Origin of the sequence: Serratia sp. Je.1.23.a, assembly GCF_051129805.1 — a bacterium.
Taxonomy (GTDB): domain Bacteria; phylum Pseudomonadota; class Gammaproteobacteria; order Enterobacterales; family Enterobacteriaceae; genus Serratia; species Serratia liquefaciens.
Genome location: NZ_JBCPSR010000002.1, coordinates 226726 through 239319, shown reverse-complemented (window position 1 = coordinate 239319; position 12594 = coordinate 226726). Strand labels below are relative to the sequence as shown.

Genomic DNA, 12594 nt, shown 5'->3' with positions numbered 1-12594 from the left:
AACTTTGCTATGCCCGTGTATCAGATTGACGGCCTGACGCCAGTGATCGATCCCAGCAGTTACGTACACCCTACCGCCGTACTGATTGGCGATGTGATCGTCGGCAAACGGGTTTATATCGGCCCCAACGCCAGCCTGCGCGGCGACTTTGGCCGGCTGGTGATTAGCGATGGCGCCAATATTCAGGACAACTGCGTGATGCACGGTTTTCCGCAGCAGGACACCGTGGTGGAGCAGGACGGGCACATCGGCCACGGCGCCATCTTGCACGGTTGTCGCATCCGCCGTAACGCCATGGTCGGCATGAACGCGGTGATCATGGACGGTGCAGAGATCGGCGAAAACACCATCGTCGGCGCCATGGCATTCGTCAAGGCTGCCGCGGTGATCGAGGCCAATAAGCTGGTGGTCGGCAGCCCGGCGCGAGTATTGCGTGACCTGACCGAACAGGAGTTGGCGTGGAAAGTCGCCGGTACGCGCGAATACCACGATCTGGTTGAACGCTGTAAATCCTCGCTGCAGGAGGTTGCGCCACTGACCGCCATTGAACCGGGCCGTCAACGCCTGAGCTTTGGCGACCACCTGATCCCGAAAAGCCAGCTTTAATCCTGTCGAAAACCGCTATTCAGACCAAAAGTGGTTTACAGTAAACACCCTGTTAACCCACTTTTATCTGGACCGGAATAGATGCCCAGAACGGCCAAAACGGTTGAAGTCCCCGCTATCGGCGAGCTTGATCGCCATGCGGGGCAGCTTAGCCTGCAACTTGCCCAGGCGCTGCGCGCTGCCATAGGCAAAGGCGAACTTAAACCGGGCGATCTGCTGCCCTCAACCCGCGTACTGGCGGGCGCATTACAGCTTGCCAGAGGAACGGTGCTGGCCGCCTTCGAACAACTGACGGCGGAAGGATTTCTCGAAGCGCAGCTCGGTTCGGGCACTCGGGTGGCGTTGTCGCTCACCCGCCCAGCCCCCGCGCCGGTCAAACACCCGGACGCCGGCGATATGCCGCTTTCCGATCAGGCGCTGGCCCTGGAACACTTTGCCGCCCAGTTGCGCCCTCTGCCACCGGTCCCCTTCACCGTCTCGGTACCGATCAACGATACCGCGCCCGACGACGTTTGGCGCAGGCTCGGCAACCGTATCCGCGCCAGAGGCCCCGGCGCCCCCGCCGGGTATGGCGAACCGCAGGGCGCATTGCCGCTGCGTGAGGCGATATGCGAATACGTTCGCAAGTCCCGTTCGGTGCACTGCACGCCGGAACAGGTGATCATCACCTCCGGCACACAGCAGGGGCTCTATCTCGCCACGCAGATTCTGCTGGATGCCGGTGAGACCGCCTGGGTTGAAGATCCCGCTTATCATGGCATTACCGCCATTTTTAATACCGTCTTCAGAGACCGGAAAATGGCCAGAGTGCCGGTGGACAGCGAAGGCATAGCGGTCGACGCAGGCAGGAAAATCGCGCCGCTGGCCAGAGCCGCCTTTGTCACTCCCTCTCATCAGTACCCCTTGTGTATGCCCATGAGCATGTCGCGCCGGCTTGAGCTGCTGGCATGGGCCAAAGCGCAGCAGGCCTGGATCGTCGAAGACGATTACGACAGTGAAATGCGTTATTCCGGCCACCCGTTTCCTTCGTTGCAGGGGTTGGATCCGGCCAGGGTTATCTACCTGGGAACCTTCAGCAAGGTGCTGTTCCCTTCGCTGCGTCTGGGCTACGCCATCGTTCCTCAGCCCCTGGTGAATGCCTTCTGCGGTGCGCGAGTGCTGATGGATCGCCATCCTCCCAGTGCCGATCAATACGTTCTGGCCAGTTTTATGGCGCAGGGGCATCTGGATCGCCACATTCGTAAAATGCGCGGCGTGTATGCGGAAAAAAGGCGAGTGCTGACCGACGCCATCAACGCGCAGGTTTCTGCCGAGCTGGCCACTCTGCACCCCAGCGATCAGGGCATGCATATGCTGCTGTGGTTAAAAGCGGATGTGGACGATCGGCAGGTTGCCCGCAAAGCCGCCGAGGCCGGGATAGCCGTCGGTGCACTTTCGCCGATGTATAGCCCCGGCAGCGGGAAAAATGGATTGATACTCGGGTTGGGGGGCTACACGGAACAGCAGATCCACCAGGCGGCCCAAAAGCTGAACCGGGTGCTGGCGGCCTTGGCTACGGGGTAAGGCAGGCCTTACCCCGTCTTATTACTTACCGCGAAAAACGCTTGGCGCCGTACACGCACACCAATACGCCGACCATTACCGCAATCATTGAAGGTTGAATGCTTTCATGCAGCACCAGCCCGGCCAGCGCCAGACCAAAAAACGGCTGCAGCAATTGCAGCTGTCCCACGGCGGCGATGCCCCCCTGCGCCAAACCGCGATACCAAAAGATAAAGCCAATCCACATGCTGAACAGCGAAATGTAGCCCAGAGAACACCAGGCGCCGACGCTGACCTGTGGCCAGGCTGGTGGGGCCGTCACCACGGCCGCCGCTGCCGTCAACGGCAAAGCCACCACCAGCGCCCAGGAGATCACCTGCCAGCCGCCAAGCTTGCGCGTCAGCACCGCGCCTTCCGCATAGCCCAGGCCACAAAGCAGCACCGCGGCCACCATCAGCAGATCGCCAAGCCAGGAGCCAGTCGCCCCCTGGCTTAACGCAAAAGCGCCAACCAGTAGGCTCCCCAACACCGAGAACAGCCAGAAAGCGGCTTTGGGCCGCTCACCGCCCCGCAGTACACCGAAGCAGGCGGTAGCCAGCGGCAACAGCCCGATATACACCAGCGCATGCGCCGAGGTGGTGTGCTGCAAGGCTAGCGCCGTGAGCAAAGGAAAACCGATCACCACCCCGAGCGCGGTGAGTGCCAACGGCGCCAGGTCTCGGCGCTGCGGCCAACGCTGGCGCATCAGCGTCAATGCACTCAGAGCCAGCAAGGCCGCTAGCACCGCGCGCATCGCGGTGAGAAACATGGGATCAAACTCTTGCACCGCCACGCGAGTGGCAGGCAAAGAACCGCTGAAAATCAACATGCCCAGAAAGCCGTTGATCCATCCCTGCGCCGAATGCCTGGCCACCGGCATACTGTTGCTACAGCCAATAAGGCGCCGTTTTTCTGTCCCACTGCTCATTGCAAACCACTCCATAACCCCAGAAAAGGCTTATTCTCCGGATAAAGTGGTTTATCACCAGAGCCACATATTCACATTTTCAGTGAACCGGTTTACTCCACGCTCGGTGTTTCCATTACCGCGGGTACGGGCTGATGACGGCTGTAGAAGAAGTAGATAGCCACCAACAGCAGGGTAAACGGAATGCCAAACCACAGCGTCATCCTGAAAAATTCGGTGAACGCCGTCGAGATCAGCAACGCGGCCATCAAACCGGCACCGGCCAGCGTGGTGTAAGGAAAGCCCCACATGCGAAATTTAAGGTGGGTTTGCCGGTGCTGACGGCGGAAAAACAGGTGCGTGACAAAAATCATCAGCCAGGTAAAGCAGGCACCGTACACCGAAATAGACATCATAGCGGCAAAGGATTTTTGCGGGTAGACCAGACTCAACACGATCGACACCACGATGCCGATGCAGGACATCGCCAGCGCGCTTACCGGGATGCCGCGTTTACTGACCCGGCCCAGCGCAGCCGGAGCTTGCCCAGCGCGTGACAGCGAGAACATCATGCGGGTGGTGATATACAGTTGGCTGTTCATCGCCGACAGCGCGGCCACCAGAACGATAAAGTTGAAGATACCGGCGGCGGCAGGCAGGTGGATGACGTTCATCGCCACCAGGAACGGGCTTTCGCCGGTACCGGACTGCCGCCAGGGAACGATCGCCAGCATCAGCGCAATCGACAGCATGTAGAAAATGAACAGTCGTAAAATGGTGCCCTTGAACGCGGTTTTTACCGCAATCACCGGGTTCTTGGCCTCACCGGCGGCGACGGCGATCATCTCAATGCTCAGGTAGCTGAAAATCGACACGATCACCGCAAACCACATGCCTTTCACGCCAAACGGGAAGAAGCCACCGTTGGCAGTAAAGTTTTGCAGACCAAAGGCCGGGTTGGCAGAAAACATCAGAATACCGATGCCGATGGCGATAAAGGCGGCAATGGCCACCACCTTGATGGTCGACAGCGCATATTCCACCTGGCCGAACGATTTAACGCCAATCACGTTAATCAGGATCACCGCCGCAGAGAACAACAGCACCCAGGGCCAGATTGGCGTGGTCGGGAACCAGAACTGCATATACATGCCGATGGCTGTCACCTCGGTCCCCACCGCCAATACCACGCAGGACCAGTAAGAATAACGCACCAGAAAACCAAACAGCGGGCTGATGTAAAATTCGGCATAGTCGCCAAACGAGCCCGGCGTCGGGTGTTCGGAGGTCATTTCCGCCAGGCATCCCATCAGTAATAACGCTACGATGCCGCCGATAAAATAGCTCAGCAATACGCTGGGCCCGGCCATCTGAATGGCATAGGCGCTGCCGAGAAACAGCCCGGTACCGATAGCGCCGCCGATCGCCAGCATCGACATCTGCCCGGCGGTGAGCTGTTTCTGCAACCCGCCTTGCCGCCGGGCGATTTCGTCAAAACCTTTTATCTGTTTCATAGCAGTCTCCTACCTTTTCATGCAGTGCGGGTGACGTCCAGAATGGCGGCAGTAACGTAGTCGACATTGTTTTGGTTCAGGCCCGGCAGGCACATGCGGCCAGGCGCCACCAGATAGATGGCGTAATGTTGCCGCAGTCGTTCAAGCTGCTGGGGGTTCAGGCCGGTGTAGCTGAACATCCCTTTTTGGTCACGGATGCGACGGTAGTCCAGTTGCGATCCCCCCTGCTCCAAGCCGGCGGAAAGAATTTGGCGCATCTGTTGAATGCGTTGACGCATGCCTGCCAGTTCGCTCTCCCACTGTTGACGCAAATCGGGGTCCGTCAGCAGGGTTTCCACAATCTGGCTGCCATGGGTCGGCGGGCAGGAGTAACTGCGGCGGATCAGCGTTTTTAATGCGCCTTTGACGTTCTCCGCACTCTCTGGGCCGGCGCAACAAACCGAAAGCCCACCCAGCCGTTGACCATAGAGGGCGACATTTTTCGAAAATGAGTTGGCGACCATAAATTCCAGATCCGTTTTCAGCGCCTCACGCAGGGCAAAGCAGTCTTCATCCAGCCCCTCGCCAAACCCTTGGTAGGCAATATCGAACAACGGCAGCAGGCGACGGCGCTGCAGCACTTCGAGGGTGGCACGCCACTGTGCCTGGCTGAGATCGGTGCCGGTCGGGTTATGGCAGCAGGGGTGCAGCAGCACCACGCTGCCTTCCGGCAGACTGCCTAACGTATCCAGCATCGCGTCAAAGCGCAGCCCACCGTTGGCCTCATCGAAGTACGGATAGGTGTGCACCGTCAGCCCGGCCCCCTCAAAGATGGCCCAGTGATTGGCCCAGGTGGGATCAGAGACCCAGATGTCACGGCGCGACAGAAAGTGATGAATAAAATCCGCCGCCAGCTTCAGTGCACCGGAGCCGCCGACGGTTTGTACCGTAGCTATCGACGCTGTTGCCGCCTCGCCAAACAACAATGCCTGCACCTGTTGGGCAAACAGCGCTGAACCTTCGATTGGCGGATAGCCGTGTGGGCTGCGCCGCTCAAGCAGGCGCTGCTCCGCCGCCTCTACCGCCTGCATCAGCGGGATCCTGCCCTGCCGATCGTAATAAAGACCAATGCCCAGATTCACTTTCTGGCTATTTCCATCCTGTAAATAAGCTTCCATCAACGACATAATAGGATCGGCCGCCGAACGGCCAATGTGATTAAACATAGCGATTCCTTTATTCATTATTGAATGAATGAGCAGGTGGGAATTAAGTAATAGATAAATCAGACGGTGGCGCTAACGGTTATTTCTATTTTCATGCCGGGCACCACCAGTTTATCGACTATCACCGTTGAACGATTGGGATAAGGGAAGTTAAAGTATTTTTTGTAAATTTCATCGAGTAATTTAACGTCATTGACATCGGTCAGATAAATAATGACCTGTAATACCTTATCGCTGTGGCTATTTGCCGCTTTCAGGGTTTGAGCCAAATTATCGAATGTCAGGGTAATCTGCTTTTCCGGCGCGCCGGTTTCAATACTGCCGTCGGCTCTGACCGGGCCATGGGCGGTGAACAACATGCCGCCGCCCTGGGTGGCCCAGGAGAAAGGTTGACCGATTTCCGGCAGGCCGGTGTCAATGATGGTGCGCATGGTTTATTTCCCCGTAGTGGTTAGCAGGTGAGTCAGGGCGCCATCCCAGGCGAACAAGGCATCCAGCACGTTATAATGGTTGGCGCCGTCGACGGCGACCAGGGTGACAGGCTGGCTTTTTTCCTTCAGCGCAGCGTAATAGTGCCTTGACTGACCAATCAATTCCGGCAGCTCATTGGCACCGTAAAACAGCGTCATCGGCTTGATACGCTGCGGAATATGCCGTACCGGACTCAGTTGGGTAATTTGTTGCTCGGTCAACTGCAGTCGTCGGTTAACGTAGGTGTTTAATAGCGGCTCCAGTTCGAAAATGCCGCTGATCGGTAAGGTCGCGTCGACCACCGGGTGATGCTGCCAGACGCTGGCCAGATGCCCGCCGGCAGAGTGGCCGCACAGGTACACTGGCGCCGGCTGACAGACGGAAAGCCGTTGTTGAATCGCGTCCAGCGCCGCACCGGTTTGCCGGCAAATATCGTCAAGCCGAGCCTCGGGCGCCAACGTATATTCCACCAGCACGACGTCAAAACCTAACGACAACGGCACCTGCGCAATAAAAGCAAAATCATCCTTACGACAAAACTGCCAATAGCCACCATGAATAAATATTAACGTCCCTTTACCCGGTTTGTCGGAATATAACCAGTCAAAAACTTCTCGCGGTGAATTTCCATAGGCAATATTGCACTCAGTGCGAGTTTTTTGATAAACCGCCTGGCTGCGAATTTGAAATGAGTTGAGGATCTCATCTTCATTATCCACCGTGCTACCGTTGTCGTAACTCCCCGCAACAAGTTTCATATATTAAACTTAGTTTATTATTTAAGATATGCGTTAACTATTAGCAGTCGTCAAAATATTGTCAAGAGAGGCGTTACAGCAATGCGCGCCCGGTAATATAAATCTTTTTTCGCGCCAAATAAGTTTAACCAGTGAAACTTATTTGGCGCCAATACCTATTTTTATCGCGCCTGAATTTGCGCTAATTGGCTTAATTCCTGCCAGGCATAATCCCAGAAGGTGCGTACCTTGAGCGGCATGCGCTGCATGTTTTGCGCCACCAACTGCACCGGCATCGGCAAAGGTTCAAACGCCGGTAACAGGCGTACCAACGTCCCCGCGGCCAAATCGTCTGCCACCTGGTACGACAATAGCCGGGCGATGCCCTTGCCCGCTCGCACCGCCAGTAACTGCGTTTCGACGTCATTGAGCAACAAACGTGGTGTTAACCTCACCCGCTCGCCATTCTCCTGCGGGCCAAAGCGCCATTCGCGCAGCGATGCCCGCTGGGTACCCACGATGGTGTCATGCTCCGCCAGTTGCGCCGGCTCCTGCGGTTCACCGCGCCGCGCCAGATAGTCCGAGCTGGCGACGGTCACCCGGGACACCTGCCCCAACCGGCGCGCCACCCGCGAAGAATCCTGCAAATGACCAATGCGCACCGCGACGTCCAGCCCCTCGTCAATCAAGTCCAGGTTGCGATCGTTGAGGACCATTTCAATCTGCATCTGCGGATACCGGTCAAGAAACGCCATCACCACCGGTGCCACATGCTTGCGTCCGAACTGCACCGGCGAGGTAATACGCAATAATCCGGTGAGCTGAGTGTCCGCCGTGTCCAGCACCGCGGCCTGATAGTCAGTAAGCAGCAAGAGCGCACGCTCCGCCAACCGCAACCCTGCCTCTGTCGGCGCTAACCTTCGGGTGGTGCGTTCGACCAATCGGGCACCAAAGCGCTGTTCCAGCGAAGCGATAGCCCGGGTGACGGCTGGTGCGGAGCGTCGCAGCTTGCGCCCCGCCGCCGCTAGGCTGCCGTGCTGGACTACCGCCACAAAAATAGCCAATTCGTCCAGACGATCCATAGACTGTTCCAAAAAGTGAAATTATCAATTTCTACATTGCCGGATTCCGCTCGCTGACTGCAAGAGTATGCTGGTAAAAATTCTTCAGGAGTCTGACCATGCACAAGCTCAAACTGTACGGCACCCCGCTTTCCGGCCACGTCCACCGCGTGGCATTACTGCTAAGCATGCTGGAGCTGCCCTACGAATTTATTGAATCCCCGGCCGAGGTTCGCCAAAGCGAAGCGTTTCGCCGCCTGAACCCTCTCGGCCAGATCCCGGTACTGGTGGACGGCGATTTAACGCTGGCCGACAGCAATGCCATTCTGGTTTATCTGGCGAAAAACTACGCGCCGGGCAGCCACTGGCTGCCGGAGACGCCACTGGCGGCGGCGCAGGTGCAGGCGTGGTTGTCCAAAGCGGCCGGAGAAGTACGCTACGGTCCGGCGTCCTGTCGCCTAATCGCCCAATTTTCCGCACCGGAGGACGACAGGGTTGCGTTGGCGATTAGCACGCGCTTCTTGCCGCAGATGGAGCAGCATCTGAGCGACCGTGATTACCTGGCGACAGAGCAGCCCACCATCGCCGATCTGGCCTGCTACAGCTATGTGGCGGTGGCACCGGAGGGCGGTATCTCCCTGGCGCCCTATCCGGCCATCCGGCGCTGGGTGGCGCGCATCGCCGCACTGCCCGGTTTCTTTGCGATGCCCGCATTGCCGCACCCTGCGCAAAGGTAAATCCTATGACCCAGCCGATGTTTCACCCTGACGAACTGCGCGCCCAGGCATTGGCCGGTTTTGACCGCGTCGGCGGCAACATTTACACCAGCATGCCCGAGCAGCACCGCGAATTTTTCGCCGCGCTGCCTTACCTGTTCGTCGCCACCCTGGACGAGCAGGGCTGGCCGGTGGCCACGCTGTTCAACGGCCCCCCTGGATTTTTACGCACGCCGGACAGCAACCACCTGCGCATCAGCGCCCCGCGTCGCCAGGACGACCCGGCGCAGGCAGCCTTGCAAACCGGGAGTCTGGTGGGAGCGTTAGGGCTGGACTTCAGCAACCGCCGACGCAATCGAGCCAACGGTCACATTACGCGCACCGATAAAAACCGCCTGGAAATTGCCGTCAGTCAGAGCTTCGGCAATTGTCCGCAGTATATCCAGCAACGCGAGCTGTATCCGGTAGCCACCCATCCCGCGCCGATTGAGCATCTCGCGACGCTGGACGCGGCGGCCCAGGCATTGATTCGCCAGGCGGATACCTGCTTCGTCGCCAGCTGCGCCCACAGCTCACTGGAACAAGGTGGCGTGGATATCTCACACCGGGGTGGCAAACCGGGATTTATCCATCTTCAGGATCGCAGCCTGTGGATACCGGATTTTCGCGGCAACCGCTATATGAACACGCTGGGGAACCTGCTGGCGGAACCCAGGGCTGCGCTGCTGTTTATCGATTTTGAGCGCGGTGATGTTCTGCACTTGCAGGGAGAAACGCAGATCCTCTGGCAGGCGCAAATCGGCCAGGGAGTCACGGGGGCGGAACGTTATTGGCGCTTCGATATCCGCAGCGCGTGGCGTTTTTCACAGGCCCTGCCGTGGCGCGGGCGCAATCTGACGTATTCGCCGGCCACGCTGAGCACCGGCGTGTGGTCACAACCGGCATAAAAAACCCCGCAGAGGCGGGGTTAGCTAAATTTATACGCTGTGTTCCGCCGTCGCGGCGGCCTGATAAAGCTGGCGGAAATAACTCAGGCGTTCAAAGAACAAGCGGCTTTGCGCTTCGGACATGTTGCCCGCCACCTTGCCGGCGTCGATCTCACGCCCCTGCCACTCCATCAGCGCAATGCTGGAAGCCAAAAAATCCATGTTGCTGCTGTAGGCCGCAAGGTGCCGACTCACTGAAGTCATCATGCTGCACGCTCCTTTCAGGGTCTTAGGGTCATTTCGAAAAGGGTCATATGCCTGCTGATTTCAGTATCGGCCTGAGCGCGGGCATTTTTTGTACAGAAGGTGCGAATGGCGATAAATTGATCGGTTGCCAAGGATCGGGCAAATGAAGGCGGAAAAATTTGCTAGGGTAAAGGGTAGCCGTTTGGGGTAGGTCAACCCGTGTTGAATTCTGAAAAAGGAAGATAACCGATGAGCACTAACTTCTCCGCCCGCCTGAAAGATCCCACGCTGTTCCGCGAAGCCAACTACATCGATGGACAGTGGTTGGCGGCCAAAGGCGACCAAACTATCAAGATCCACAACCCCGCCACCGGCGAGCTGGTCGGTCAGGTGCCGGCTTTGGGTGCCAAAGAAACCGCGCAGGCGATCGCCGCCGCCAAAAAAGCCCAGCCTGGTTGGCGCGCGCTGACGGCCAAAGAGCGTGCCGGCAAGCTGCGCAAACTGTTCGAACTGATGATGGAAAACCAGGAGGATCTGGCCATCATCATGACCGCCGAGCAAGGCAAGCCGTTGGCGGAAAGCCGGGGCGAAATTGCCTACGCCGCCTCCTTCATCGAGTGGTTCGCCGAAGAAGGCAAGCGGGTTTACGGCGACACCATCCCGCAGAATCTGTCCGGTCGCCGCATTATCGTGCAGAAAGAGCCGATTGGCGTTTTCGCCGCCATTACGCCGTGGAATTTCCCGGCGGCAATGATCACCCGCAAGGCCGGTCCCGGCTGGGCGGCGGGCTGTACCGGGGTGATCCGTCCCGCCAGTCAGACCCCCTTCTCGGCGTTGGCGCTCGCCGTGCTGGCCGAACGTGCAGGCTTACCGGCCGGCGTGTGCAATGTGATCACCGGCCCAAGCCAGGCTATCGGTGGCGAACTGACCGCCAACCCGGACGTACGCAAACTCTCCTTTACCGGCAGCACCGAAGTGGGTGCGCAACTGCTGGCGCAGTGTGCCCCGACCATCAAAAAAACCAGTATGGAACTGGGCGGCAATGCGCCGTTTATCGTGTTTGACGATGCCGATCTGGACGCCGCCGTCGCCGGTGCCGTCGCGTCCAAATATCGCAACGCCGGCCAGACCTGCGTTTGCACCAACCGCTTCCTGGTACAGGACGGCATTTACGACGCCTTTGCCGAAAAGCTGAAGGTGGCAGTGGCCAAGCTGAAAGTCGGTAATGGCATGGATGATGGCGTCACCATCGGCCCGTTGATTAATCCGGCCGCCGTGGAAAAAGTCAGCGAGCATATCGCCGACGCGGTGCAGCACGGCGCCTCGATACTGCTGGGCGGCAAGCCCCATGAGCTGGGCAATAACTTCTTTACGCCGACTATTCTGACCAACGTGCCGCGGCAGGCCAAAATCTTCCATGAAGAAACCTTTGGCCCGGTAGCGCCGCTGATCCGCTTCGACAGCGAAGCCGAAGCCATTGAGTTGGCCAACGATACTCCTTTCGGTCTGGCTTCTTATTTCTACAGTCGCGACATTGGCCGGGTAATGCGGGTTGCCGAAGCGCTGGAATACGGCATCGTAGGCATCAATGAAGGGCTGATTTCCACCGAAGTGGCCCCCTTCGGCGGGGTTAAAAACTCCGGACTGGGGCGTGAAGGATCGAAGTACGGTATCGAAGATTATCTCGAGATAAAGTACCTGTGCCTGGGCGGGTTAGGGATCTAGCCACCCGCTGCTTTTATGCGGCCCGCTCACGCGGGCCGGTCAAGCCCGATTACCTATAGCAACCGCTCAAACGAGGTCAACAATGGAGTTATCCCCTGCCGTTCCCATTCTTCGCATCTTTTCGGTTGAAAAGGCCCGGGAGTTTTATCTGGATTTTCTCGGTTTCACGTTGGATTGGGAGCACCGTTTCAGTGAAGATCTGCCGCTGTACATGCAGATCACGCGTTCCGGTCTGAGATTGCATCTCAGTGAGCACTATGGTGACAGCACGCCGGGTTCTGCAGTGTTTATTCCCACCGAGGATATCGACGCGCTGCACCAGGAGCTATCAGCCAGGCAGTACCGCTATGCCCGGCCAGGCGTTGAAACCCTCGACTGGGGGAAAGAGCTTAACCTCACCGACCCCTTTGGCAACCGGCTGCGTTTTTGCCAGCAAATCGGCGACGCCTGACCCTTTTGGCGGCTAGCCGTTCAGGGCAGGCTTCTGGTACTGCGCGTCGCTGACCTTCTCCATCCAGTCTACCGGGCTGCCGTTTAACGATTCGGCGATGGCGATGTGGGTCATGGCGGTGTCCGGCGTCGCACCGTGCCAGTGTTTGACGTCTTCCGGGACCCACACAATATCGCCCTGGTTCATTTCCTGGATCTCTTCACCCCACAGCTGGATCCAACCGCGCCCCTGAGTCACGATCAGCGTCTGGCCGAGCGGATGGGTGTGCCAGGCGGTACGGGCTCCGGGCTCAAAGGTCACGGTGGCGCCGCCCACGCGGGCCGGTTCGCTACCGGCAAAAGGCGCATCGATGCGAACTTTGCCGGTAAAGTACTCTTCTGGCCCCGGACGAGAAGGTTGGGAACCGCTGCGTTGAATTTTCACTTGTTTCTCCAGTTCGGCAAAGGCT

14 protein-coding genes are annotated in these 12594 nt (G+C 58.3%); 6 read left to right on the top strand and 8 right to left on the bottom strand.

Annotation, left to right across the window (positions count from 1 at the left end):
• Positions 1–9 precede the first annotated feature (9 nt).
• A complete protein-coding gene (gene paaY, locus AAZT04_RS08865; RefSeq protein WP_020827607.1) occupies positions 10–606 on the top strand; it encodes a phenylacetic acid degradation protein PaaY in 597 nt (198 codons plus the stop codon).
• An 81-nt stretch (positions 607–687) separates the two neighbouring features.
• A complete protein-coding gene (locus tag AAZT04_RS08860) occupies positions 688–2169 on the top strand; it encodes a PLP-dependent aminotransferase family protein (RefSeq protein WP_434679741.1) in 1482 nt (493 codons plus the stop codon).
• A gap of 25 nt (positions 2170–2194) precedes the next feature.
• Here the strand turns inward: AAZT04_RS08860 and AAZT04_RS08855 are convergent, their stop codons facing one another.
• The 6 genes from AAZT04_RS08855 to AAZT04_RS08830 all read right to left on the bottom strand — a co-directional run bounded on the left by AAZT04_RS08855 (position 2195) and on the right by AAZT04_RS08830 (position 8103).
• The gene (locus AAZT04_RS08855) at positions 2195–3067 is read right to left on the bottom strand and encodes a DMT family transporter (protein WP_046375019.1); all 873 of its coding nucleotides are present in this window, start codon (positions 3065–3067) and stop codon (positions 2195–2197) included.
• Between the two features lie 140 nt (positions 3068–3207).
• A complete protein-coding gene (locus tag AAZT04_RS08850; protein ID WP_020827610.1) occupies positions 3208–4608 on the bottom strand; it encodes an amino acid permease in 1401 nt (466 codons plus the stop codon).
• Positions 4609–4625: 17 nt separating this feature from the next.
• Positions 4626–5813, bottom strand: a complete 1188-nt coding sequence (locus AAZT04_RS08845; RefSeq protein WP_401526706.1) for an aromatic amino acid transaminase — start codon at positions 5811–5813, stop codon at positions 4626–4628.
• Positions 5814–5872: 59 nt separating this feature from the next.
• A complete protein-coding gene (locus AAZT04_RS08840) occupies positions 5873–6244 on the bottom strand; it encodes a RidA family protein (protein ID WP_115058549.1) in 372 nt (123 codons plus the stop codon).
• A gap of 3 nt (positions 6245–6247) precedes the next feature.
• Entirely contained in the window at positions 6248–7042 is a 795-nt protein-coding gene (locus AAZT04_RS08835) for an alpha/beta hydrolase (protein WP_434679736.1), read from the bottom strand.
• A 161-nt stretch (positions 7043–7203) separates the two neighbouring features.
• Positions 7204–8103 carry a LysR family transcriptional regulator gene (locus AAZT04_RS08830; RefSeq protein ID WP_434679733.1) on the bottom strand — a complete coding sequence of 300 codons (900 nt, stop codon included), beginning with the start codon at positions 8101–8103 and terminating at the stop codon, positions 7204–7206.
• Positions 8104–8201: 98 nt separating this feature from the next.
• Between AAZT04_RS08830 and AAZT04_RS08825 the strand changes: the two genes are divergently transcribed.
• Positions 8202–8819 (top strand): glutathione S-transferase, encoded by a 618-nt coding sequence (locus AAZT04_RS08825; RefSeq protein WP_129940818.1) that lies wholly within the window; start codon positions 8202–8204, stop codon positions 8817–8819.
• Between the two features lie 5 nt (positions 8820–8824).
• Positions 8825–9745: a pyridoxamine 5'-phosphate oxidase family protein gene (locus tag AAZT04_RS08820; protein WP_046373194.1), complete on the top strand. Its 921-nt coding sequence runs from the start codon at positions 8825–8827 to the stop codon at positions 9743–9745.
• A 30-nt stretch (positions 9746–9775) separates the two neighbouring features.
• Here the strand turns inward: AAZT04_RS08820 and AAZT04_RS08815 are convergent, their stop codons facing one another.
• Positions 9776–9991 carry a glycogen synthase gene (locus tag AAZT04_RS08815; RefSeq protein WP_020827617.1) on the bottom strand — a complete coding sequence of 72 codons (216 nt, stop codon included), beginning with the start codon at positions 9989–9991 and terminating at the stop codon, positions 9776–9778.
• Between the two features lie 228 nt (positions 9992–10219).
• On the opposite strand from AAZT04_RS08815, the gene gabD reads away from it, so the two are divergent.
• Positions 10220–11695: an NADP-dependent succinate-semialdehyde dehydrogenase gene (gene gabD, locus AAZT04_RS08810; protein ID WP_020827618.1), complete on the top strand. Its 1476-nt coding sequence runs from the start codon at positions 10220–10222 to the stop codon at positions 11693–11695.
• A gap of 55 nt (positions 11696–11750) precedes the next feature.
• Positions 11751–12146, top strand: a complete 396-nt coding sequence (locus tag AAZT04_RS08805) for a glyoxalase superfamily protein (protein WP_420283442.1) — start codon at positions 11751–11753, stop codon at positions 12144–12146.
• A 12-nt stretch (positions 12147–12158) separates the two neighbouring features.
• On the opposite strand, the gene AAZT04_RS08800 is transcribed toward AAZT04_RS08805, so the two are convergent.
• Positions 12159–12569 (bottom strand): (R)-mandelonitrile lyase, encoded by a 411-nt coding sequence (locus tag AAZT04_RS08800; RefSeq protein ID WP_176983373.1) that lies wholly within the window; start codon positions 12567–12569, stop codon positions 12159–12161.
• Positions 12570–12594 lie beyond the last annotated feature (25 nt).

Excerpts from the sequence above, each read along its gene's own strand:
- paaY (WP_020827607.1), top strand. The coding sequence starts at position 10 with ATGCCCGTGTATCAGATTGACGGCCTGACGCCAGTGATCGATCCCAGC.
- AAZT04_RS08860 (WP_434679741.1), top strand. The coding sequence starts at position 688 with ATGCCCAGAACGGCCAAAACGGTTGAAGTCCCCGCTATCGGCGAGCTT.
- AAZT04_RS08855 (WP_046375019.1), bottom strand. The coding sequence starts at position 3,067 with ATGCCGGTGGCCAGGCATTCGGCGCAGGGATGGATCAACGGCTTTCTG.
- AAZT04_RS08850 (WP_020827610.1), bottom strand. The coding sequence starts at position 4,608 with ATGAAACAGATAAAAGGTTTTGACGAAATCGCCCGGCGGCAAGGCGGG.
- AAZT04_RS08845 (WP_401526706.1), bottom strand. The coding sequence starts at position 5,813 with ATGTTTAATCACATTGGCCGTTCGGCGGCCGATCCTATTATGTCGTTG.
- AAZT04_RS08840 (WP_115058549.1), bottom strand. The coding sequence starts at position 6,244 with ATGCGCACCATCATTGACACCGGCCTGCCGGAAATCGGTCAACCTTTC.
- AAZT04_RS08835 (WP_434679736.1), bottom strand. The coding sequence starts at position 7,042 with ATGAAACTTGTTGCGGGGAGTTACGACAACGGTAGCACGGTGGATAAT.
- AAZT04_RS08830 (WP_434679733.1), bottom strand. The coding sequence starts at position 8,103 with ATGGATCGTCTGGACGAATTGGCTATTTTTGTGGCGGTAGTCCAGCAC.
- AAZT04_RS08825 (WP_129940818.1), top strand. The coding sequence starts at position 8,202 with ATGCACAAGCTCAAACTGTACGGCACCCCGCTTTCCGGCCACGTCCAC.
- AAZT04_RS08820 (WP_046373194.1), top strand. The coding sequence starts at position 8,825 with ATGACCCAGCCGATGTTTCACCCTGACGAACTGCGCGCCCAGGCATTG.
- AAZT04_RS08815 (WP_020827617.1), bottom strand. The coding sequence starts at position 9,991 with ATGATGACTTCAGTGAGTCGGCACCTTGCGGCCTACAGCAGCAACATG.
- gabD (WP_020827618.1), top strand. The coding sequence starts at position 10,220 with ATGAGCACTAACTTCTCCGCCCGCCTGAAAGATCCCACGCTGTTCCGC.